Genomic DNA, 23,308 nt, shown 5'->3' on the forward strand with positions numbered 1-23,308 from the left:
AATCCTCCAGCCTAGACGTCGCGTCCAGGGAAGATGCCTTTTTTCACTACGGCGTGAACGCCCCAGTTGCCATCGACCACTTGGGTGATACCGAAATCCACCCCGATCGACATCAACGAGACTGCTTCATCTTCGGTCAAGTTCTGCGTTTGCATGAGGAAATGCCGCATCTTGCGGAAAGCATCCTTCAGTGCCAAATCCAGTGAGGATTTGGAGAAAATGCTGTTTTGCGCATCAGGGCCCAGCTCCGCTAAGTAATTTGCATAACTGAAGCCATGCAACACCCATTCATCCTGGGTTTCCAGCAGCGGGTATTGCAGGTCTGCAAGCGGAGTGCCCGGCAAATCCGCCTTCTTATGCAGAATGAACTGGAATGTCCCGGTCAATGAACATTCAATCGCCGTACCGCACATTTCAGAATCGCCTTGCGAGGCGTGAGGATCTCCCACGGAAAACAAGCCGCCTGCCACGGAAACCGGATAGTACATGGTGGCACCCTTGCCAATGCGCCAATTGTCGATATTGCCCCCAAAATGGCTAGGCGGAACGGAGTTGACCAAATCCGCTTCCTTTGGCGCCAACCCCATGGTGCCGAAGTGCGGCCGCACCGGCACCCGGATATTCTTCAGCACATTGTAGTTCTTGCTGATGGTGCTATGGTCAACAGGCACCCCGGGATAATCAACGATAGGGTGCACAACGCCAAAAGGATCCTTCTGTGGCGTCCAGCGATAATTATAAAAAGCCCGCGCCCAATTGCGCTCGCCAGTAGCATCGAGCTCGTAAATCGTTACGACTTCGCGCTTTTTTGGTTCCTCGATCAGTTCGTTGTAGTGGAACCCCCAATTCGCAGCTACATTGGAGCCAAATGTCTTGCCCTTGAATTCGGGGTTGGCGCTCGGACGCAAGGCGACATCGACGATGCGCACTTCCAACACGTCTCCAGGCTCGGCACCCTTGATCGCAACCGGCCCGGTTAAAATATGCACGCCCATCCCGCCACCAGCGCCAAGCTTGTGATCCATCGGCCCCATGCCTCGTCGGTCAACATTTTTGCGCTTGCTGTCCCAATAGAAGACACTCTCGGCACCGGGATCCCCCTTGACCATGAGAGACGCGTCGTCATTTGAGTGGTGGGTCAAGGTCTCGATGGTCGCGAAATCGCCCGATTCCAGCTCCACCACTGGCTTGAGCGACTTGCTGAAGAATCCCCAGCTGACAGTCTTGTCACTGGCGGGAATGTAGTAATGCGTGGCATGACCGGAAGTCAAGCCAGTCTTCGGCATGGTTTGGCCAAATGCACTCGAGCTGATACCCAGACTTGCAGCAGAAGCCAGCACCCCGCCCACGGCAAAGTCACGCATGAAGTCGCGACGTCCTTCCTGAAACTCTTGCTGGATTTCCGGACTGTCCTCTCCATGCGAATGGTGGCGGCATCCTTCTTGACATACATGATCACTCATTGATTGACTCCATCACGATTGAAAATATCGTTAGGCATCAAAGCAATTAAAGGGCCAACTGAGTGTATGTTTAAAAGTTTTTTGATATCAATCACATGATACAAAAACGTTGTGTTAGGAGACGACCATGCTACGCACTATCCTCTCCCATGATGCACCATATTGGCACATCTCTGCCCACCATGAGATCACTCCAACGGCTTCTTGCGTAACTTCACTGGCCTCCTTTGGCTGAGCCGCTTACGCATGCGGATATTGAGCATTTCCACTGCCACAGAGAATGCCATGGCAAAATAGATATAGCCCTTGGGAACATGTACATCAAAGCCCTCCACCATCAGGGTGACACCCACCAAGATCAGGAAGGACAAGGCGAGAATCTTGATTGTAGGATGCCCATCGACAAACTCACCTATAGACTTGGCGGCAAACAGCATGACACCTACAGCAATAATGATGGCGGTTGCCATGATGCCTACGTGATCAGCTAGCCCGACCGCCGTAATCACGGAATCCAGTGAAAAGACGATATCCAGCACGGCGATCTGCACTAGCACCATTCCCATGTTGGCCACGGCGACATTGCCTTCGTGATGACCATCGACACCTTCAAGGCTGTTATGAATTTCATGCGTGGCCTTGGCAAGCAGGAATAAGCCGCCGCCTATAAGGATCATGTCACGGCCTGATATTTCCACCCCGGCAATCTCGAACCAAGGCTCGGTCAAACCCATGACCCAGGAAATGGAAAACAGCAGGGCTAAACGCGCGATCATCGCCAGGCTCAACCCCAACCGCCTGGCAGTATTGCGCTGCTTTTCTGGCAGGCGCCCGACCAGGATGGAGATAAAAATGATATTGTCTATGCCCAGGACGATTTCCAGGGCGGTTAGCGTTGCAAGTGCTATCCAGGCTTCAGGGCTTGCCAACCATTCAATCATGCTTGAGCTCCAGAAAAGAAATCGTACGTCAACCCTACCGGTGCCAGTACGTCACACTATACCCAGACTATCCAGCCCTGCAGAAAGATCCCGGTCTTTTGCATCCTTGCCTTCCAGCTTGATCCTGAGCCTGAGGTCATTGACCGAGTCGGCATTACGCAGTGCATCCTCGTAGGTGATGAGTCCTGCCTCGTGCAAGTCAAACAACGACTGGTCAAACGTCTGCATGCCCAGCTCTCGCGATTTGGCAATGATTTCCTTGATTTCGTGCACGTCTCCCTTGAAGATCAGGTCGGAAATCAACGGGGAATTGATCATGATTTCCGTGGCAGCCACCCTCCCCTTGCCATCTTGACGCGCTATCAGGCGTTGGGAGACAAAAGCCTTCACATTGAGCGACAAATCCATCAGCAGTTGGTGCCGCCGCTCTTCCGGGAAAAAGTTGATGATGCGGTCCAATGCCTGGTTAGTGCTGTTGGCATGCAGCGTTGCCATACACAGGTGGCCGGTCTCGGCGAAGGCAATCGCGTAATCCATGGTTTCTCGGTCGCGGATCTCGCCGATGAGGATCACGTCGGGCGCCTGGCGCAAGGTATTCTTGAGCGCGATATGCCAATTATCGGTGTCGACACCGACCTCGCGCTGAGTGATGATGCAGTTCTTGTGCTCATGCACAAACTCGATCGGGTCTTCGATGGTGATGATGTGGCCATGGCTGTTTTCGTTGCGGTAACCGACCATGGCCGCGAGCGACGTCGATTTCCCTGAACCGGTGCCGCCGACGAAGATCACCAGCCCCCGCTTGGACTGTGCCACATCCTTGAGCACTTCAGGCAGCCCAAGCTCTTCGAGGCGAGGAATCTTGGTGGTAATGGTGCGGAACACCATGCCCACGCTGCCACGCTGCACAAAGGCATTAACGCGGAAACGCGCCACGCCGGGCAAGCCGATGGCAAAATTGCACTCACGCGTCGCTTCGAACTCTGCTGCCTGCTTGTCATTCATGATGGCGCGAGCGATCTCGCGCACCTGTTGCGGCGTCAATGCCTGCTGCGTCACTGGTGTCATCCTGCCGTCAATCTTCATCGCGGGCGGATAGGCGGCCGTAATGAAGAGGTCGGATGCCTTCTTACCCAGCATCAACCGCAACAGATCAAATACAAATTTCTCCGCTTGCCCTTGATCCATGCTATTCCTTTAATCTAGGTTAGCCGACGAAGGCATCTTTATTGGCGGCCTTGGCCCGTGCCTCGGCCAGGGAAATGACATTGCGTCGCACGAGGTCCTGCAGGTTCTGGTCTAGCGTCTGCATGCCGACGTTCTGCCCGGTCTGGATCGCGGAATACATCTGCGCGATCTTGTTCTCGCGGATCAAGTTGCGGATCGCGGGCGTACCGATCATGATTTCGTGCGCCGCCACGCGGCCTTGCTCATCCTTGGTCTTGCACAAGGTCTGTGAGATCACGGCACGCAGTGATTCGGACAACATGGACCGCACCATTTCCTTTTCCGCCGCGGGGAACACGTCGACGATACGGTCTATGGTCTTGGCTGCGGAACTGGTGTGCAGGGTGCCGAACACCAGGTGACCGGTCTCGGCGGCGCTGAGTGCCAGGCGGATGGTCTCCAGATCGCGCATTTCGCCGACCAGGATCACATCCGGGTCCTCGCGCAGGGCAGAGCGCAGGGCGTTTGAGAATGACAAGGTATGCGGCCCGACCTCACGCTGGTTGATCAGGCATTTCTTCGAGGTATGCACGAACTCGATCGGGTCTTCCACGGTGAGGATATGACCAAACTCGTTTTCATTGATGAAGTCGATCATCGCCGCCAGCGTAGTGGATTTACCGGAGCCGGTTGGCCCGGTCACCAACACGATGCCGCGCGGATTTTGCGCAATCTCGCGAAAGATGGGAGGACAGCCGAGCTGCTCCATGGTCAGCACCTTGGAGGGAATGGTACGGAACACCGCACCCGCACCGCGGTTCTGATTGAAGGCATTGACGCGGAAACGCGCCAGGTTGGGAATCTCGAAGGAAAAATCGCACTCCAGCGTTTCTTCGTATACCTTGCGCTGACCGTCATTCATGATGTCGTACACCATGTCGTGCACGGCGCTATGGTCCAGCGGCGGCACGTTGATCTTGCGCACATCGCCATGCACCCGGATCAATGGCGGCATGCCCGCCGAGAGGTGCAAATCGGAAGCCTTGTTTTTGACCGAAAACGCCAGCAAATCAGAAATATCCAAAACAGGCTCCTGTTATAATTCCAGACCCGGCACGCAGGTGCCGGGATGTTTGCACATCATGAAGAATGGACGGATTATGGACACAATTGGCAAGCGCTGGCAAGCGATCAAGGCCCGTATCCGCGCCGCTGCACTCGATGCGGGCCGGGCGCCGGATTCCGTCAGTCTGCTTGCGGTGAGCAAGGCGCACCCTGCCAGCGCCATGCGTGAACTCTTCCTGGCAGGCCAGCGCCAGTTTGGCGAAAACTACCTGCAGGAAGCGCTCGCCAAGCAGGAACAACTGCAGGATCTGGCAATAGAATGGCACTTCATCGGCCCGATCCAGAGCAACAAGACCCAGCCGATCGCCCAGCACTTCCACTGGGTGCACAGCGTCGACCGCGCCAAGATTGCAGACAGGCTCAATGCAGCCCGCGAACCCGGCCAGACAGCGTTGCAGGTCTGCATCCAAGTCAATGTCAGCGGAGAAAGCAGCAAAAGCGGCACCAGCGCTGCCGACGCGATTGCACTAGCGGACCATATCAGGCAATTGCCCAAACTGCGCCTGCGGGGATTGATGGCAATCCCGGCCCCCACGGACGATCCGCAGGAGCAACGGTCACAGTTTCGCGCCGTGCGTAACATCTACGACCGCCTGCAATCGGCGGGACATGACTTGGATACATTATCCATGGGGATGTCTGAAGATTTTCCCGCAGCCATTCAAGAGGGTGCGACAATAGTGAGGGTGGGCTCCGCCATTTTTGGGGCCCGGATCAAACCAACCGCAGAACAATCGATATGAAAATCAGCTTTATCGGCGGCGGCAACATGGCGCGCGCCATCATCGGCGGCCTGAAGCAAAAAGGCTACAGCATGGCGACCATCAGCGTCATCGAACTTGACGCTGCGAAGCGGGAGCAATTGACGGAAGAATTCGGTATCCATGCCACCGAGCATTTGCCCAGCGTTGCCAATGCCGACATCATCGTGCTGGCCGTCAAGCCACAGCAATTGCGCGACCTGGCAATATTCCTCGCCAGCTTCCTCAACCAGCAGCTCGTCATCTCGATCGCAGCCGGCATTCCCTGCGCTGCACTCAGCCGTTGGCTGAACGGCTACCGCGCCATCGTGCGTGCCATGCCCAATACGCCCGCCCAGATACAGGTCGGCATCTCTGGCCTCTATGCGGCGGATGGCGTCAGCATCGAGCAACGCGAGCAGGCTGACCTGCTGTTGTCAGCAGCAGGCAGCACACTCTGGGTCGATGACGAGCAAAAGATTGATGCAGTGACCGCAATTTCAGGCAGCGGCCCAGCTTATGTATTCTATTTCATTGAGGCGTTGGAACAGGCGGCCCTGGAACTGGGCTTCGCTCCCTACCAGGCACGCGCCTTGAGCCTGCAAACCTTCCTCGGCGCCAGCAAGCTGGCCAGCCAGAGCGATGCGCCCGCCGCCACCTTGCGTGCCCAGGTGACATCCAAGGGCGGCACCACCGAGCGCGCAATCCTCTCCATGGAGCAGGCCGGCATCAAACAAGCCATTATCCAGGCCGCGCAGGCCGCCGCTAAGCGCGCGCGCGAACTGGGCGAACAGTTAGGAAAGGACTAAACACATGCTCATCACTAATTCATGCCGGGGGCTCGAATGATCAACAACGCCTTGCAGTTTCTGCTGCATACCGTCCTCGGCCTGTTTACCCTGGCCTTGCTGCTGCGCTTCTATCTGCAACTCACCCGCGCGCCTTTCCACAACCCTGTTTCTCAGGCCATGGTCGCCGTGACCAACTTCGCCGTCAGGCCAGTTCGGCGCTTTATCCCGGGCATCGGCGGATTGGACACCTCGACCCTGCTGCTGGCATTCATTGCGCAGTTCCTGCTGCAGGTAGGCTCGTTGTGGATACGCGATTTCCCCCTGCTCGTCGCCGATAACACCATCTGGATTGCCTTGCTGGGACTGGCATTTGTCGGCCTGCTCAAGCTCAGCATCTATATCTTCCTATACGCAGTCCTGCTGCAGGCCATTCTCAGCTGGATCAATCCCCACACCATCATTACGCCTGTGTTGGACGCATTGACCCGGCCGCTATTGCGTCCATTGCGCAACCGCATCCCTACCGCCGGCGGTTTCGACCTCAGCCCGTTGGTGGTATTCATTGCCGCACAGCTGATCCTGATCGTGCTCATCACGCCAATGGAGCAACAATTGCTGCGCTTGTTCTGACCAGCTGTTACCAACCAGCTAGAATTCATCATCAACAGCTTACTGGGTGTGGGCTTCAAGTCCGGCAAGAATTAATGTGCAATGCCGAGCTTTTTTGCCAGTTCGTCAGCCGTCAGGATATGTCCAAAACCGTTGGTGCCCATGGCAAACTTGTCCGCATCCTTCAAGCCACCCACGACCAGTGGATCGAAACCCGCCGAGGAGATCAGCGCCTTGGCAACATTCAGCGCCTCTTGGTCGTCACCAGCAATCGGAATGGCAATCCGCGGCGTGCGACCCGCATTGTCGGTAAACACCCGATGATTGGCGGCATTGAAGGCGCGCACGATACGCGCGCCAGGCAGGTATTTAGCCGTGGTGATGCCTATGCCGTTGGCCTGCGTCTCTGGGTATAGCGAGCTGCGGTTAGCGTTGCCGGCGTCGAGCACAATCTTGCCCTTGAGTGCCGCACCGTAGTCACGACCGATTTGCGGATAAGCCTCATAAGGCACGGCCAGCAGAATGGCATCGCCGAATGCAATCGCCTCCTCCACAGTACCGGCGCGCGCTTTAGGGCCCAATCGTTCCACCAACGATTTCAGGCTTGAAGGATCGCGTGAGGAAAACAAGACCTCGTGCCCTGCCTTCACCCATAGAGCACCGACCGCGCCACCGAGGTTTCCGGCGCCAATAGTGCCGATTTTCAAAGGCTTTCCATCAGCAGCATAGGCAGAATGCCCGATGAAAGGAAAAGCGACCAACAGGCCCAAGCCTCCTCCAAGTTTCAGAATATGCCGGCGGGATAGGTGGCGCATGGTATGGCTCCTTGATCAAGAAATGGTCGTGTTCAAGTATAAAACCGATCGCAGGGTCAGGACAAAACTCAAGGTAAAGTTTGCGCCAAAGAATATGAGAGGCAGCCAGTCATGGATCAGGATGCCTTGCGCAACCGCCTACCAAGGCTACATCAATACGATATCGTATGTTTCCTGCGCATAGTGCGTTTCGGCCTGTAGGGAAATCGGCTTGCCAATGAAATCCGAGAGATTGGCCAGGCTCTGCGACTCCTCGTCCAGCAACAACTCAATTACCTTGGGCGCAGCCAGGATACGGAACTCGCGGGCGGTGAACTGCTTGGCATTGCGCAGCAGCTCACGAAAAATCTCATAACAGATGGTCTGCGCGGTTTTCACTTCGCCACGCCCCTTGCAGGACGGACATGGCTCGCACAGGAGGTGGGCGAGGCTTTCCCGCGTGCGCTTGCGTGTCATCTCAACCAGCCCGAGCGTGGAAAATCCATTGACACCGGTACGCGCCCTGTCCTTGGCCACATTCTTTTTCAACTCGGCCAGGACCGCACTTTGCTGTTCTTCTTCATCCATGTCGATGAAGTCGATGATGATGATGCCGCCGAGGTTGCGCACGCGCAGCTGGCGTGCGATACATTGCGCGGCCTCTAGGTTGGTCTTGAAGATGGTATCGGACAGGCTACGCCCGGTGACAAAGCCGCCCGTGTTCACATCCACGGTCGTCAGCGCCTCAGTCTGGTCAAAGATCAAGTAACCACCAGACTTGAGCTCTACCTTGCGCGACATGGCTTTGTTGATCTCGTGCTCGACGTTATACATGTCGAACAATGGGCGCGCACCTTGGTAAAGCTCGATGCGCTTTACCGCGCCCACCGCATAGTGGCTGGCGAAATCCAGCAGTTTTTGATAAGTCTCGCGCGAATCCACCAGAATGCGCTCAGTGTCGTCGTTGACCACATCCCGCAGTACGCGCATAGGCAGATCCAGGTCCTGGAATACCAGGGAGCGGTCGGCAGCCCCATGGCTGGCGGCCTGGATATTGCTCCAGACCTTTTGCAGGTAATCGATATCAGCCAACAGCTCTTCGTCTGTTGCCGCTTCCGACATGGTACGAATGATATAGCCGCCCTCACGCTTTTCCGGCAGCAGGCGCAGCAGGCGCTCGCGAAGCAGTTCACGCTCGGCCTCGTCCTCGATGCGCTGCGATACCCCGATGTGCTGCTGTTGCGGCAGGTACACCAGGAAGCGGCCTGCAATGCTGATCTGCGTCGTCAGGCGCGCCCCTTTGGTGCCGATCGGCTCCTTGATCACCTGCACCATGATGGGCTGGCCCTCATGCAACACCTCCTGGATGGCTTTCTCTTTCTCTGGGCTGCAGCACTCCAGAATATCCGCCACATGCAGAAAGGCGGCGCGTTGCAGGCCAATCTCCACAAAAGCGGACTGCATCCCGGGCAATACGCGACACACCTTGCCACGGTAGATGTTGCCCACCAGTCCGAGCGAGGTGGCACGCTCTACGTGCAGCTCCTGCAGTACGCCCTGCTCCACGATCGCGACTCGTGTTTCCTGCGGGGTGACGTTGATCAGTATTTCTTCACTCATGGGTATCTTGTTTTCAAATTCTCTATCCCTGCATGGCCAACCCAGGCTGGGTTCAGTCAATCCTGCGTGCCTGGAATGGCAACGCCACAATTCCTCAGCAACTTCGCCGTCTCGAATAACGGCAATCCCATCACGCCGGAATAACTGCCCTCGATACGTTCTATCAGTGTCCCGCCCAGGCCCTGTATACCGTAAGCGCCCGCCTTGTCGCGCGGCTCTCCGGTGGACACATAGGCAGCAATCACGTCACGGCTCAATGCAGCCATCTTCACGCGTGTCGTTGACAACGCAACTTCCGTACCGTCACGGCTTGCCACCGCAATTGCCGTATGCACCTCATGCCAGCGACCAGACATGGATGCGAGCATGGCGCAGGCTTCCGTGTCGCTTTCCGGCTTGCCCAGGATTTTGCCATCAACGCATACCGTGGTATCCGCCGCCAGCACCGGCATATCCAGGGCTGGCAACCTGGCGCAGCAGGACTGCGCCTTGCCACGTGCCAAGCGCAATACATAATCCTCGGCCAATTCCGCATTATATACAGACTCGTCTATATCGGAAGGGATGATGACGAACGCCACGCCGATTTGGTGCAGCAACTCGGCACGCCTAGGTGATCTGGATGCAAGATAGATACGTGTCATGTTGATATCCATGGGCTGTAGCGATTGTCATTGGGCGACGATACTACCGGATTGCCTCTGTCTCGAACAATAAACTTAAAGCTATACGGATACGGCAATACTGGCTTCACAGGCAATCCCGCTGTAAAATTATAGGTTTACGTTGTCTGGCCATGCCCAGACGCCTGGTGAAGAATTCATGATCTGGAAACCCCATACCACTGTTGCCGCCATTGTTGAGCAGGATGGCCGCTTTCTCCTGGTGGAAGAAGAGACTACCGACGGCATCCGTCTCAACCAGCCTGCCGGGCATGTGGAAAACGGCGAAAGCCTGCTGGAAGCCGTCATCAGGGAAACCCGCGAGGAAACCGCCTACCGTTTCAAGCCGCAAAGCCTGCTAGGTATCTATCATTGGCGCCACCCGCTCAAGGACATTACCTATCTGCGATTCGCCTTCATTGGTCTGGCTGATGATCATCAGCCAGACCAATCCCTGGACGACGGCATCATCCGCGCGGTCTGGATGACGCCGGAAGAAATCCGTGCGAGCCAGGCAAGGCACCGCAGCCCGCAAGTACTGGCATGCGTCGAACATTACCTGGCGGGGCAGCACTTCCCGCTCCACGTGATTACTCATTTATAGCGTTGCCATTTGGCAGATAGAACATCCATCATGAAGAAAAAAGTCATCGTCGGCATGTCCGGCGGCGTTGATTCCTCCGTCGCGGCCCTATTGCTCAAGGAACAAGGCTATGAAGTCGTGGGCCTGTTCATGAAGAACTGGGAGGACGACGATACCGACGAATACTGCCCGGCCAAACAGGATCTCATTGATGCCGCCGCCGTCGCCGACAAGATTGGCATAGAACTGGAAGCCGTGAATTTCAGCAAGGAATACAAGGAGCGGGTGTTCGCCAATTTCCTCGAGGAATACAGCGCTGGCCGTACACCCAACCCGGATATTCTCTGCAACTCCGAAATCAAGTTCAAAGCATTCCTAGACCATGCCATGGCGCTGGGCGGAGACCTCATGGCTACCGGTCACTATGCGCAAGTGCGCGAGAAGAACGGCTTGTTCCAGCTCATGAAGGCGGACGACGGCACCAAGGACCAGAGCTATTTCCTTTACCGCCTCAACCAGGCACAGCTCTCCAAGACCCTGTTCCCGCTCGGTCACCTGCTAAAACGCGAAATTCGCGACATTGCACGTCGCGCCGGCCTGCCCACCAGCGAGAAGAAGGACTCCACCGGCATCTGCTTCATCGGCGAGCGTCCGTTTCAGGAGTTCCTCAGCCGTTATCTGCCACGTGCTCCGGGAGAAATCCAGACGCCTGAAGGCAAGGTGGTCGGGCAGCATCACGGTTTGATGTACTACACCATGGGACAGCGCCAGGGCCTTGGTATCGGCGGTTCTAAGGATAGCAACGGGGAGCCCTGGTTCGTCGCGGGCAAGGACATGCAGCGCAACGTGCTGATTGTAGTACAGGGGCACGACCATCCCTTACTGCTCAATGACGGACTGATCGCTGACAACCTGCACTGGATTGCGGGCGAGGAACCAAAAACCCATTGGGTGTATGCCGCCAAGACCCGCTACCGCCAGCCGGATGCGCCGTGTGAGATTGACCGGCTGGACAGTGGCACTGCGGAAATCCGGTTTGGCCACAAGCAGTGGGCGATTACACCGGGGCAATCCGTCGTGGTCTACGAAAGCAATGTCTGCCTGGGCGGCGGCATCATCACCTCAGCCCTTTGACGAGCGCAGCGCAACAGGGCAGCGTCTTGTCTGCCACCCTGTGCATCATCAGCCGATGACTGGCGCGGTATCCTTGAATGAAGCCCGCTTCATCATGGCAGCATAGTGCCGGGCAAGATTGGGATACTGCTGCTTCCAGTCCAGGTGTTGATAGCGAAGCTCAAGATAGCCCAACATGCATCCGACGGCAATATCAGCCAAGCTGAAGCTTTCGTTGACACACCACTTCCTCTTCTCCAGGTCCTGGTCCATCCTCCTCAGGCCGCGTTCCACCTTGTTCAATTGCTTCTCAATCACTGCCGAATCCTGCATTCCTTCCGGGCGTCGCCCCTCCATCACGGCTGCGACAGCCGCATCTGTCACACCGTCGGCGAGGGCCTCCCAACGGCGGACGGCGATCTTGGCGGTATGGTCCTGCGGAATCAAGTGCGCCACTGGCGTCCGATGATCCAGATACTCCACGATCACACGGGAATCATAAAGGCTTTCGCCATCCGGCAGGATCAGTACCGGGATCTTGCCCAGCGGATTATGGTCGGCGACAGGGCATTCAGGGTCGGCAAGCACGACCAGCACCATGTCTACATCGATACGCTTTTCTGCAGCCACCACGCGCACCTTGCGCGCATACGGGCTGGTATTGGAGTAAAGGAGCTTCATCTTGAACAAGACTTGAGAGATGGATGGATGCATTATAATGCAAATCATGAACCCCATCTCACAGCAAACGCCATTCCCCAACGCCCTGCAGAAAGTCATCGAGGCAAACATTCTGCACGCATTGGAAGAAGATGTCGGGGCCGGAGACATCACGGCACAACTGGTGCCCGCAGGCCAATTGGCGACTGCCACCATCATCGCGCGCGAGGATGCCGTAGTGTGTGGCATCCCTTGGGCCAATGAAGCATTCCGCCAGGTTTCCAGGGAGATCGCGGCTGAATGGCTGGTGCAAGAGGGAGACCATGTCAGCGCCGGCGCCACACTCTGCTCATTATCCGGCCCTGCCCGCGCCTTGCTGACTGCGGAGCGCTGCGCCCTCAACTTCCTGCAGACGCTATCCGGCACCGCCACGGCCACGCGGCAATACGTCAACGCCATTACGGGAACACGAGCGCGCATCCTAGACACGCGCAAGACCTTGCCTGGCCTGCGTATTGCGCAAAAATACGCCGTGCGCATCGGTGGTGGGCTCAACCAGCGCATCGGGCTTTATGATGGCATCCTCATCAAGGAAAACCACATTGCTGCCGCAGGCAGCATAGAAGCAGTGCTACATCATGCCCGCGCGCTGAATCCGGATGTCTCTATCCAGATCGAAGTTGAAACCCTGGAACAGTTGCAGACCGCCCTGAACGCGGGCGCCACGCTGGTATTGCTCGACAATTTCGCTCCTCCGATGCTGGTGGAAGCCGTCCGCATCAACCAGGGCCGAGCCATCCTCGAAGCCTCGGGCGGCATCGATATTCACAATGTACGCGAAATTGCACTGACCGGGGTCGACCGCATTTCCATCGGCAGCCTGACCAAACATCTCCAGGCGATCGACCTTTCGATGCGCTTCCAGCCCCAGGAATAAGCCCTGCCGACGCAACCGGCTCCGGTCAAGCCTGGCAATGCGCACCAGCCCCCTCTGCCGGCCCCATGCCACATCTTGCTAGCGCCAAGCGCAAACGCATCGACTTTTGCGCTGCGAATCTTTAGTATTCCCACATGAATCAACCTGGCGCCATCTTCCACCCAGCCCCTGGCCGCCTCTCGCTGGGCGACACCCTGCGCATGCTTGTCAACGACGGGCTGGTGCACAAGCTGCAGGCCGAGCAGCTCTTCAAGGACCGCAGGCTGGACAGTTCCAACCTGCACCCCCTGATCATCATCAGCGAGCAAAAATGGAAAAGCCTGCAGCCCCCGCACAAGCCACTTTCGCTGGAAATGCTCACGGCATGGCTTGCCAAAAGGGCCAATCTCGAGCATTTCCACGTCGACCCGCTCAAACTGGATTTCAGCGCCGTGGCCCAGGTCGTTTCCAAGGCTTATGCCGAGCGCCTCAAGATCATGCCGGTCAAGGTCAGCGGCCAGGAGGCCATCATCGCGACCGCCGAACCGTTCTTTACCGACTGGATCCCCGACCTCGAACGCATCCTGAAACTCAACATCCGGCTGGTCGTCGCCAACCCGCGCGAAATCAGCCGCTACCTGCCGGAAGTCTACAACCTCGCCAACTCCATCCATCTCGCCAACACGGCAAAGGCCGGACAGGTCATTGGCGTGCAGAACCTGGAACAACTGGTTGAATTAGGCAAGGACAAGAATCTCGACGCCAACGAACAGCATGTGGTCAATATCGTCGACTGGCTGTTCAAGTATGCCTTCGAGCAACGCGCCAGCGACATTCACCTCGAACCGCGCCGCAACATGGGCATATTGCGCTTCCGCATCGACGGCGTGCTCCACCAGGTATACCAACTGCCCAGCGCCATCATGAATGCGATCACCAACCGCATCAAGCTACTCGGGCGTATGGACATGGTGGAAAAACGCCGCCCCCAGGATGGCCGCATCAAGACCCTGACGGACGAAGGCGAGGAAATCGAACTGCGCCTCTCCACCATGCCCACGGCATTCGGCGAAAAGCTGGTCATGCGTATCTTCACGCCGGAAATACTGGTCAAGGATTTTGTCGAGCTGGGATTTTCCAGCGCACAGGCGCAGAAATGGACCCGCTGGACGCAGAGTCCCAACGGCATCGTCCTCGTGACCGGCCCGACCGGCTCCGGCAAGACCACTACGCTATATTCGACCCTGAAGCTGCTTGCAACGCCGGAAGTGAACGTCTGCACCGTGGAAGACCCGATCGAGATGGTGGAGCCAGCGTTCAACCAGATGCAAGTGCAGCACAACATTGGCCTGACATTTGCCGACGGTGTACGCACCCTGCTGCGCCAGGACCCCGACATCATCATGGTAGGCGAAATCCGCGACGTGGAAACCGGGGAAATGGCGATCCAGGCCGCGTTGACCGGTCACCTTGTGCTCTCAACCCTGCATACCAATGACGCGCCGGCCGCGGTGACCCGCCTGCTGGACCTGGGCATTCCACCTTACCTGATCCACTCCTCGCTAATCGGCATCATGGCGCAGCGGCTGGTACGCACCTTATGCCCGCATTGCAAGATGCCTGCCGAGATCAGCCAGGAACGATGGGATGACTTGGTTAGTGCATGGAAACTGCCCAAGCCCGCCCAAATCTATGCCGCCAACGGCTGCCTGGAATGCCGCATGACCGGCTATCGCGGTCGCAGCGGCATTTACGAGATGCTGTCGCTAACGCCGGAACTCAAGAAGCTCATCACCCACGACGCCGATCTCGCCAGCATCAAAAAGCTGGCTTACCAGCAAGGCATGCAGCCATTGTTGATCAACGGCGCCGAAAAAATTGCCGAGGGCCTGACCACCATAGAAGAACTGCTCAAGGTCGCACCACCCCCTTTTGACTAATCAACATCAAGCGCCTGCCCAATACCAAGTCACAGGCTGGCTTTCTCGCCAGGGCAGCCCAAACACCATCATCCACAAAAGTATGTTGGTGTATCCTGGCTTTCAACCCATTGGAGCCAGGCTATCGTAACGGCCCGAAGCCATGGTTTCGAAGCGTGCTCCCCCTACATCGCGCTCCACCGGTCATGCAAATTGCAGCACTTGCCTAGCGCTTTGTCCGGTGCATTGGCAAGCCATGCCAAATCCATGGCATGACATTCAAAAGCACGTAATCTTCCTTGACCAAAATGGTACAAACCGTTAGTGTACTAAGTTTCCCAAACCCTCGGCGTAACAAGCATTATCTATGGAATTATCTGGCGCAGAAATCGTCATTCGCTGCTTGCAGGAAGAAAACGTCAAATACGTTTTCGGCTATCCTGGCGGCGCAGTGCTCAATATTTATGATGAAATATTCAAACAGGACAAGTTCAAGCACATTCTTGTCCGGCATGAGCAAGCCGCTGTCCACGCGGCAGACGCCTATTCTCGCGCCACGGGTGAGGTCGGGGTCGCCCTGGTGACATCCGGCCCTGGTGCCACCAATGCCATTACCGGCATTGCCACTGCCCATATGGACTCCATCCCCTTGGTCGTCATTAGCGGCCAGGCGCCTACGCCTGCCATTGGCCAGGATGCCTTCCAGGAAGTGGACATGATCGGCATCTCACGGCCCTGCGTGAAGCACAACTTCCTGGTCAAGGACGTGAAAGACATCGCTCCCACCATCAAGAAGGCATTCTTCATTGCCGCGACTGGCCGTCCCGGCCCAGTGGTCGTCGACATCCCCAAGGATATTACTGCGCACCTCGGCCATTATGAATATCCCGAGAGTGTAGAGATGCGCTCCTACACGCCTATCCTCAAGGGACACTCTGGCCAGATCAAGAAGGCCATCAAGCTCATGCTCGAAGCTAAGCGCCCCATGCTGTATACCGGCGGCGGCGTAGTGCTCGGCGATGCCTCGGAGCAGCTGATCAAGCTCGCACGCAGACTGGGCTTCCCCGTTACCAATACCCTGATGGGATTGGGCGGCTATCCTGCTACGGACAAGCAGTTCGTCGGCATGCTCGGCATGCACGGCACTCTGGAAGCCAATATGGCGATGCAGAACTGTGACGTGCTGGTTGCCATCGGCGCGCGCTTTGACGACCGCGTCATCGGCAATCCGCAGCACTTCTACAACAAGGACCGCACCATCATCCATGTCGATGTGGATCCTTCCTCTATCTCCAAGCGCGTCAAGGTGGATGTGCCCATCGTCGGCCACGTGCAGTCCGTGCTGGCCGAAATGAACGACTTGCTGGACGCCGAAACCCGCGCACCCGACGCTGCCGCGCTCAAGGCCTGGTGGACGCAGATCGAGGAATGGCGTGGCCGCAACTGCCTGGGCTACAACCGCAACAGCGAGATCATCAAGCCGCAGTTCGTCATCGAAAAATTGTGGGAAGTCACCAAGGGCGAGGCCTATGTAACGTCCGACGTCGGCCAGCACCAGATGTGGGCCGCGCAATATTACAAGTTCGACAAGCCGCGCCGCTGGATCAACTCGGGCGGCCTGGGCACCATGGGCGTCGGCCTGCCCTACGCCATGGGCGTGCAGTTTGCCGATCCCAAAGCCAAAGTCGCCTGTATTACCGGCGAGGGCAGTATCCAGATGAACATCCAGGAGCTGTCGACCTGCAAGCAATTCCACCTGCCGATCAAGGTGATCCTGCTCAACAACCGCTATCTGGGCATGGTGCGCCAATGGCAGCAATTCTTCTACGAAAACCGCTATTCGGAATCCTACATGGACAGCCTGCCGGATTTCGTCAAGCTTGCAGAGTCCTACGGCCATGTCGGCATGAACATCGAGAAGCCTGCCGACGTTGAAGGCGCCCTGACCGAGGCATTCAACCTCACGGACAGGTTTGTCTTCATGAACTTCATCACCGACCAGAACGAGAACGTGTTCCCAATGGTGCCGAACGGCAAGGGCTTGTCTGAAATCATCCTGGCTGAAGACCTGTAAGAATCATGAAACATATCATCTCCATATTGATGGAAAACGAAGCTGGCGCCCTTTCCCGCGTTGCTGGCCTGTTCTCCGCGCGTGCATACAATATCGAATCCCTGACCGTGGCGCCCACCGAGGATGCCACGCTGTCACGCATGACCATCGTCACCTCCGGATCGGATGAAGTGATCGAGCAGATCATCAAACAGCTCAACAAGCTGGTGGATGTGGTCAAGGTACTGGACCTCAACGATGGCCGCTTTATCGAGCGTGAGCTGATGTTGGTCAAGGTAAAGGCGACCGGGTCGTTCCGCGAAGAAATGAAACGCATGTGCGACATTTTCCGCGGTCGCATCATCGACGTAGCCGATAGCAGCTACACCATCGAAATGACAGGCTCCGGCTCCAAGCTGGATGCTTTCCTTGAAGCCCTGGACAAAGGTGCCATCCTGGAGACCGTCCGCACCGGCGCCTCCGGCATTGGTCGCGGCGACAGGATACTCAAGCTTTAAACACTCAAGCTGTCTATCTCACCGGACAGCAGAATCCATTTTGTATTGAAAGGCAAAACATGAAAGTCTATTACGACAAGGACGCGGATCTTTCCCTGATCAAGAAGCTGAAAGTGACCATCGTCGGTTACGGCTCCCAAGGCCATGCCCATGCCCAGAATTTGAAGGATTCCGGCGTCAACGTCACCATCGGCGCCCGCAAGGAAGGCAGTTCCTTCGCCAAGGCAGTGAACGCAGGGCATGAAGTCAAGGAAATCAAGGAAGCGGTCACTGGCGCCGACGTCGTCATGGTATTGCTGCCTGACGAAACCATGGCAGAAATCTACCATGCGGAAATCGAACCCAACTTGAAAAAGGGTGCCGCGCTAGCCTTTGCCCATGGCTTCAACATACATTACAACCAGATTGTGCCGAGCAAGGATCTGGACGTGATCATGATCGCGCCCAAGGGCCCAGGCCACACTGTGCGTTCGGAATACCTGAAGGGCGGCGGCGTGCCCTCCCTGATCGCGGTTTACCAGGATGCGTCTGGCAAAGCCAAGGACATTGCGCTCTCCTACGCTGCGGCCAACGGTGGCACCAAGGGCGGCGTGATCGAGACCAACTTCCGCGAAGAAACCGAAACCGACCTGTTTGGCGAGCAGGCCGTGCTCTGTGGTGGCGCAGTCGAATTGGTGAAGGCAGGCTTCGAGACCCTGGTTGAAGCTGGATATGCTCCGGAAATGGCTTACTTCGAGTGCTTGCACGAGCTCAAGTTGATCGTCGACCTCATGTACGAAGGCGGCATTGCCAACATGAACTACTCCATCTCCAACAATGCAGAATATGGCGAATATGTCACTGGCCCCCGCGTGATTGCCGACCAGGCCCGCGCTGCAATGAAGGAGTGCCTGAAGAACATCCAGAACGGTGACTATGCCAAGCAGTTCATTCTGGAAGGCCGCACCGGTTATCCATCCATGACTGCACGCCGCCGCCTTAACGCTGCTCACCCGATTGAACAGGTCGGCAGCCAGCTGCGTGCCATGATGCCTTGGATTGCCAAGAACAAACTGGTAGATCAATCCAAGAACTAACAGTTTCCGGCAACCTGACCGGACCTGGCCTCATCTAAAGAACCAACTGCCGGGGAAACGATCATAAGTGATCGCCCAGCAAAGAGAGCCAGACCATCCAGGTCTCCGTTAAAATAGAAAGAGGCTGGACACTGTCCGGCCTCTTTTTGCGTTTCGCTTTTCCCTTAATGAGGTCCATGTGCCAAAGCCCTACTCTGTCAAACTGCAATATTTGGTGCCAAAAATCGCATTGACCGCGTTGGCAGGCAAGCTTGCCCACCTGCGCGCCGGCTGGCTGACGACAACCGTCATTCGCTGGTTCGCCAAGCATTACCGGGTCAACATGCTGGAGGCCGTCAATCCCGACATTACCAGCTATGCCAGCTTCAATGACTTCTTTACCAGGGCACTCAAACCCGGCGCACGACCACTGGCCGATGCGGCGCAGCTCTGCCCGGTGGATGGAGCCATCAGCCAGTTCGGCCGCATAGACAAGGACCAGATTTTTCAGGCCAAGGGCCATCACTACTCGACCACGGCCTTATTAGCCGGCAATGCGCAGATGGCAAGGGAATATGAGAACGGCTACTTTGCCACCATCTACCTGAGCCCCCGGGATTACCATCGCATTCATATGCCCTGCGATGGCAAGCTGCTTTCCATGACATACGTACCCGGCGACCTGTTTTCCGTCAATCCTCTGACTGCCGAGCACGTGCCGGGGCTATTCGCACGCAACGAGCGCGTGGTATGCGAATTTGCTAATTCAGAAGGGAAATTCGCCTTGGTCCTGGTAGGCGCCACCATCGTCGGCAGCATGGCAACAGTGTGGCATGGCATCGTCAACCCACCACGTCGCGGAGAAATCCAGACCTGGCACTATCACGACCAGGATATCCGCCTCAAGCAAGGCGAGGAAATGGGACGATTCCTGCTGGGCTCGACAGTCGTCGTGCTTTATCCGGAAACAGCACAGCTCAGGTTTCAGCCCGGCTGGCACCCATTGCGGGCGGTCTCGCTGGGAGAGGCAATGGCGCAGTAGGTCTGAGCAGGGTAAAAAGCGATTCCTGGCCAAAGCCGGAATCGCCAGCCGGGGAATCAGCGCACCAATTGATCCACGCGTTCCGCTACCCGCGGACGCCGGTGCTCGGTAAGATGCATGGAAAGCTCCTTCAGCGCCATGCGGTAGACATCCCGCTTGAACTCAATAACGGAATCCATTGCCACCCAGTAGTCACTCCAGCGCCAGGCATCAAACTCAGGGTGCGTGCTGGCGCGCAACGACACATCGCTGTCACGCCCGATCAGCCGCAGCAGGAACCATATCTGTTTCTGGCCCCGGTAACTGCCACGCCATTCGCGCTTGATCCAGTTGGTCGGCACGTCGTAGCGCAGCCAATCCCGGGTGCGGCCCAGAATCTTGACATGCTCGGGACGTAACCCGACCTCCTCCATCAATTCGCGGTACATGGCCTGCTCAGGGCTTTCGCCATATTTGATGCCGCCCTGCGGAAACTGCCAAGAGTGCTCGCGGATGCGCTTACCCCAAAACACCTGATTGCGGGCATTGCATAAAATAATGCCAACATTCGGGCGATATCCATCCCGATCTATCATGACAACATACCTCTATAGTTTGTCGTCATTTTTCCATATTTTGCCGGATTTTGAAAGCTGGGCACACTTCCGGCCCCTACCGAAAATCCCGGAAAACACAGGAGAAATCCAGCCTTGACGCTATTTACAGCCCCCCCGTATACTGCCGGGTCAACCTTTGGCAACATTGAAACGTTAGCTTAACCAACCAGCAGAACCTGATCGCAAGCAAATACTTCATAGTGAAACACAGCATCCGCATCCTCAGCAGCTTACTGCTTCTCATCGCGTTTTCCCTGATAGCCCGGGCAGACGAAGCCTATATCACGAACCAAGGTGAAAATACAGTTTCCGTTCTCAGCCTTTCCGACCACCGCATCATTGCCACCATTGCCGTCGGCAAATCCCCTGTCGGCGTTGCGACCTCTGCGGCATTGGGCCGGGTCTATATCAGCAATGTGGACAGCCAATCAGTTTCAGTGATCGATGCGGACAAATATGAAGTCATCAATACCATCAACATTGCCGGCTCACCAGTCGGCATTGCATTGTCACCCGACAGCCAGACCCTGTATGTCGCCGACTGGAACGACAACCGCGTGCTCGCCATCGATACTGCCGATCCCAGCCAACGCCGTGAAGTCAGCATCGGCAAGGCACCCGCCGGCATCACCGTCAGCCCGGACGGCAGCAAGCTATATGTTGCCAACCGTGACAGCAACGACCTTGCCATCATCGACACCCAATCCCTGCAGGTACTGCAACGCGTCGCTACCGGGGAACATCCGTTCGGCATTACCCTCGGGCCGGATGGCAGGCAGATATTGGCTGTCAACGTTTACGCCAATAGCCTTTCCGTCATCGATCTGGAAACCCTGCAGACCCGCACCATTCCGGTAGGGGAGCACCCGTATTGCGTTGCGGTGAGCCCGGACAGCCGTTATGCCTATGTCACCAACACCCAGGCGGACACCGTCTCCGTCATCGATCTCGAACAGAACAAGGAAACCACCAGGATCAGTGTCGGCGGATTTCCGGAAGGCATCAACTACGATGCCGCCACCAACAAAATTTACGTTGCCAATTGGTTTGACAACTCGGTTTCAGTGATAGACGCCAGCAGCCATAAACATATCCAGGACATTTCCACCGGCAAGCAAAGCCGGGCGTTCGGACAGTTTATACTCAACAAGACGTCGCATTGATTGGGAGCTGCCGGGAACCTCAAAACAAATCGAGTGGCAAACAAGCGCTGCGGATCGGGATGTGATGCGAGGCGCAAACCACAGTGATAGCCATAGCCATAGCTATCGCGAGGATTTGCAACGAAGCAGCCCGCCCGATTCCGCAGATGCTTGCGGCACGGTGATTTGTTCTGAGGTTTCCAGGTATGCTGTCCCGCTACAACCTAGCAGCAGGACAGCACATTCACGGTTCCACTTTTATAACTTGCAAAAACATGGAGAAACATAGATGAAGAAAATCCTCGCATTACTTGCCATCGGCCTGCTGCCGCTCACTGCCGCCGCCCACGGCCCTTCGCCGCAGAAAGTTGAAAAGACTGTCGTCATCGACGCCAGCCCGGACAAAGTCTGGGCCTTGGTCAAGGACTTCGGCAACATGCAGAAATGGCACCCCGCGGTTGAAAGCACCAAGCTCGACAAGCGCACGGTAGACGGTACGGAAGAAACCGTACGCCTGCTCACCCTCAAGGGCGGCGGCACCATCCTGGAAAACCTCAAGAGCATCGATGAAGATCGCAAGCAGCTCAAGTACGGCATCATTGAAGGCGCGCTGCCCGTCTCCGACTACTACTCCACCATCACAGTGAAGGAAGCCGAAGGCGGCAAGACCGAAGTCAAGTGGATGGGCCGCTTCTACCGCGTCTACAAGCTCAACCCGCCCATCCCTCCAGGCCAGGACGACAAGTCCGCGCTGGATGCGATCAATGGCGTATATGACGCCGGCCTTGCCAACCTGAAAAAGGTTGCCGAAGGCAAGTAATTTACTTGCAAACCTAACAATGCTTGTCACATCGTGACAAAAATTGTCAGTTAAAGGTAAACAAAAAGCGGAGCAACAACTCCGCTTTTTTATTTTCCAGCTGACAAAATCCTTAAAATTCAATACATAACCCATCATCACCTAAAACTGGCACAGCCATTGCAATAAGCAATGCATGCGGTACTCCTCCAACCGCAGCAAACACTCAACTCAACTAAAGGGGTTCATGATGAAAAAAGTACAACAAGGTTTTACGTTGATCGAACTGATGATCGTCGTGGCGATTATCGGTATTTTGGCGGCAGTGGCGATTCCGGCTTATCAGGATTATGTTGCCAAATCAAAATGGGCAGCAGCATTAGCCGAGGTCGCACCAGCAAAAACTGGATTTGACCTTGCTCTGAATGACGGCCTAACCCCATCACTAACAAATCCACCAGCCGCTGGCGAGGCATTTGTGGGTGTACAAGCAGCAAACTCAAACACTAATATTGTCATAACAACTCCCACTAATGCAGGCGTAATTACTGCAACAATTGTTGGCGGCCCTGCAACAGTTGCGGGTACAACGATTACCCTAACGCGAACAGAAGCTACTGGTCAGTGGACATGCACAGCAACAGCATTGCAACGCTTTATTGGACGTACCGAAATTTGTAGGGGCGCATAAACGAAAGTTAAAATTTAGAATATATAAAAGTATCGCTTCAAATTAAATAAATTCCTCCACAGGAGACAACGCCACTCCGGCTTGTCTCCTGTCTCTTTTTTGACCTCCGCCGCCTGGCTCTCCCACTGTCATGCCGAAGACCCGGCATTCCGTTGCGTTCCTGCATATTCGCAAGATTCCAGCCTGAAGGCCGGGATGACAAGGGACAGGGATCATACCGGAGCTGAGCCAAGTGTCCTCTGCAAACGCAACTTGCACAAGACCATAAAAAGCACGCGTAAGGGGCAATAACTGAAGGGCATTGCGCCG

General features: G+C 56.2%; 23 protein-coding genes. 14 read left to right on the forward strand and 9 right to left on the reverse strand.

Translation table 11 applies throughout. From position 1 onward, the window contains the following. Positions 1-11: 11 nt before the first annotated feature. From MFLA_RS10770 to MFLA_RS10785, 4 genes are all read right to left on the reverse strand, one after another. Positions 12-1,463, reverse strand: coding sequence for an acetamidase/formamidase family protein (locus MFLA_RS10770; RefSeq protein WP_011480325.1), 1,452 nt, complete (start codon positions 1,461-1,463; stop codon positions 12-14). A gap of 188 nt (positions 1,464-1,651) precedes the next feature. Beyond that, positions 1,652-2,404 (reverse strand): TerC family protein, encoded by a 753-nt coding sequence (locus MFLA_RS10775; protein WP_011480326.1) that lies wholly within the window; start codon positions 2,402-2,404, stop codon positions 1,652-1,654. A 51-nt stretch (positions 2,405-2,455) separates the two neighbouring features. Further along, on the reverse strand, positions 2,456-3,592 hold the full coding sequence (locus MFLA_RS10780) for a PilT/PilU family type 4a pilus ATPase (RefSeq protein WP_011480327.1): 1,137 nt from the start codon (positions 3,590-3,592) through the stop codon (positions 2,456-2,458). 19 nt (positions 3,593-3,611) lie between these two features. Beyond that, entirely contained in the window at positions 3,612-4,655 is a 1,044-nt protein-coding gene (locus MFLA_RS10785; protein ID WP_011480328.1) for a type IV pilus twitching motility protein PilT, read from the reverse strand. Between the two features lie 76 nt (positions 4,656-4,731). Here MFLA_RS10785 and MFLA_RS10790 point away from each other — a divergent pair, with 76 nt between their 5' ends. From MFLA_RS10790 to MFLA_RS10800, 3 genes are read left to right on the forward strand one after another with little or no spacing between them, the layout of a single operon-like run. After that, on the forward strand, positions 4,732-5,439 hold the full coding sequence (locus MFLA_RS10790) for a YggS family pyridoxal phosphate-dependent enzyme (RefSeq protein WP_048811698.1): 708 nt from the start codon (positions 4,732-4,734) through the stop codon (positions 5,437-5,439). Further along, positions 5,436-6,245, forward strand: a complete 810-nt coding sequence (proC, locus tag MFLA_RS10795; protein ID WP_011480330.1) for a pyrroline-5-carboxylate reductase — start codon at positions 5,436-5,438, stop codon at positions 6,243-6,245. The genes MFLA_RS10790 and proC overlap by 4 nt, the downstream gene beginning before the upstream one ends. A 36-nt stretch (positions 6,246-6,281) precedes the next feature. Continuing rightward, positions 6,282-6,857, forward strand: coding sequence for a YggT family protein (locus tag MFLA_RS10800; RefSeq protein ID WP_011480331.1), 576 nt, complete (start codon positions 6,282-6,284; stop codon positions 6,855-6,857). Positions 6,858-6,928: 71 nt separating this feature from the next. Here MFLA_RS10800 and MFLA_RS10805 read toward each other — a convergent pair whose 3' ends face one another. The 3 genes from MFLA_RS10805 to MFLA_RS10815 all read right to left on the reverse strand — a co-directional run bounded on the left by MFLA_RS10805 (position 6,929) and on the right by MFLA_RS10815 (position 9,906). After that, the gene (locus tag MFLA_RS10805) at positions 6,929-7,651 is read right to left on the reverse strand and encodes an NADPH-dependent F420 reductase (protein WP_011480332.1); all 723 of its coding nucleotides are present in this window, start codon (positions 7,649-7,651) and stop codon (positions 6,929-6,931) included. A gap of 147 nt (positions 7,652-7,798) precedes the next feature. Further along, positions 7,799-9,250, reverse strand: a complete 1,452-nt coding sequence (gene rng / locus MFLA_RS10810; protein ID WP_011480333.1) for a ribonuclease G — start codon at positions 9,248-9,250, stop codon at positions 7,799-7,801. 56 nt (positions 9,251-9,306) lie between these two features. Continuing rightward, a complete protein-coding gene (locus tag MFLA_RS10815) occupies positions 9,307-9,906 on the reverse strand; it encodes a Maf family protein (RefSeq protein WP_011480334.1) in 600 nt (199 codons plus the stop codon). A gap of 166 nt (positions 9,907-10,072) precedes the next feature. On the opposite strand from MFLA_RS10815, the gene MFLA_RS10820 reads away from it, so the two are divergent. Both MFLA_RS10820 and mnmA read left to right on the forward strand, forming a co-directional pair. Then, positions 10,073-10,516, forward strand: a complete 444-nt coding sequence (locus tag MFLA_RS10820) for an NUDIX hydrolase (protein WP_011480335.1) — start codon at positions 10,073-10,075, stop codon at positions 10,514-10,516. 30 nt (positions 10,517-10,546) lie between these two features. Beyond that, complete coding sequence (mnmA, locus tag MFLA_RS10825) at positions 10,547-11,629, forward strand: tRNA 2-thiouridine(34) synthase MnmA (RefSeq protein WP_011480336.1); 1,083 nt, start codon at positions 10,547-10,549, stop codon at positions 11,627-11,629. Between the two features lie 48 nt (positions 11,630-11,677). Here mnmA and MFLA_RS10830 read toward each other — a convergent pair whose 3' ends face one another. After that, positions 11,678-12,289: a glutathione S-transferase family protein gene (locus tag MFLA_RS10830; RefSeq protein ID WP_011480337.1), complete on the reverse strand. Its 612-nt coding sequence runs from the start codon at positions 12,287-12,289 to the stop codon at positions 11,678-11,680. A 46-nt stretch (positions 12,290-12,335) separates the two neighbouring features. Here MFLA_RS10830 and nadC point away from each other — a divergent pair, with 46 nt between their 5' ends. The 6 genes from nadC (at position 12,336) to asd (ending at position 19,771) form a co-directional block, all read left to right on the forward strand. Further along, positions 12,336-13,205, forward strand: coding sequence for a carboxylating nicotinate-nucleotide diphosphorylase (nadC, locus tag MFLA_RS10835; protein ID WP_011480338.1), 870 nt, complete (start codon positions 12,336-12,338; stop codon positions 13,203-13,205). 134 nt (positions 13,206-13,339) lie between these two features. Continuing rightward, on the forward strand, positions 13,340-15,124 hold the full coding sequence (locus MFLA_RS10840; protein WP_011480339.1) for a GspE/PulE family protein: 1,785 nt from the start codon (positions 13,340-13,342) through the stop codon (positions 15,122-15,124). Between the two features lie 346 nt (positions 15,125-15,470). Next, positions 15,471-17,177: an acetolactate synthase 3 catalytic subunit gene (locus MFLA_RS10845; RefSeq protein ID WP_011480340.1), complete on the forward strand. Its 1,707-nt coding sequence runs from the start codon at positions 15,471-15,473 to the stop codon at positions 17,175-17,177. 5 nt (positions 17,178-17,182) lie between these two features. Further along, the gene (gene ilvN / locus MFLA_RS10850; protein ID WP_011480341.1) at positions 17,183-17,674 is read left to right on the forward strand and encodes an acetolactate synthase small subunit; all 492 of its coding nucleotides are present in this window, start codon (positions 17,183-17,185) and stop codon (positions 17,672-17,674) included. 59 nt (positions 17,675-17,733) lie between these two features. Beyond that, positions 17,734-18,750, forward strand: coding sequence for a ketol-acid reductoisomerase (ilvC, locus tag MFLA_RS10855; RefSeq protein WP_011480342.1), 1,017 nt, complete (start codon positions 17,734-17,736; stop codon positions 18,748-18,750). 178 nt (positions 18,751-18,928) lie between these two features. Next, positions 18,929-19,771 (forward strand): archaetidylserine decarboxylase, encoded by an 843-nt coding sequence (gene asd / locus MFLA_RS10860; protein ID WP_011480343.1) that lies wholly within the window; start codon positions 18,929-18,931, stop codon positions 19,769-19,771. Between the two features lie 56 nt (positions 19,772-19,827). On the opposite strand, the gene MFLA_RS10865 is transcribed toward asd, so the two are convergent. After that, positions 19,828-20,346 (reverse strand): RNA pyrophosphohydrolase, encoded by a 519-nt coding sequence (locus tag MFLA_RS10865; protein WP_011480344.1) that lies wholly within the window; start codon positions 20,344-20,346, stop codon positions 19,828-19,830. A 221-nt stretch (positions 20,347-20,567) separates the two neighbouring features. On the opposite strand from MFLA_RS10865, the gene MFLA_RS10870 reads away from it, so the two are divergent. The 3 genes from MFLA_RS10870 (at position 20,568) to MFLA_RS10880 (ending at position 22,999) form a co-directional block, all read left to right on the forward strand. Next, positions 20,568-21,530, forward strand: a complete 963-nt coding sequence (locus MFLA_RS10870; RefSeq protein ID WP_011480345.1) for a beta-propeller fold lactonase family protein — start codon at positions 20,568-20,570, stop codon at positions 21,528-21,530. Between the two features lie 268 nt (positions 21,531-21,798). Continuing rightward, entirely contained in the window at positions 21,799-22,329 is a 531-nt protein-coding gene (locus tag MFLA_RS10875; protein ID WP_011480346.1) for an SRPBCC family protein, read from the forward strand. A 229-nt stretch (positions 22,330-22,558) separates the two neighbouring features. Continuing rightward, entirely contained in the window at positions 22,559-22,999 is a 441-nt protein-coding gene (locus MFLA_RS10880) for a pilin (RefSeq protein ID WP_011480347.1), read from the forward strand. The last annotated feature ends 309 nt before the right edge of the window (positions 23,000-23,308 follow it).

Source organism: Methylobacillus flagellatus KT, assembly GCF_000013705.1.
GTDB lineage: Bacteria > Pseudomonadota > Gammaproteobacteria > Burkholderiales > Methylophilaceae > Methylobacillus > Methylobacillus flagellatus.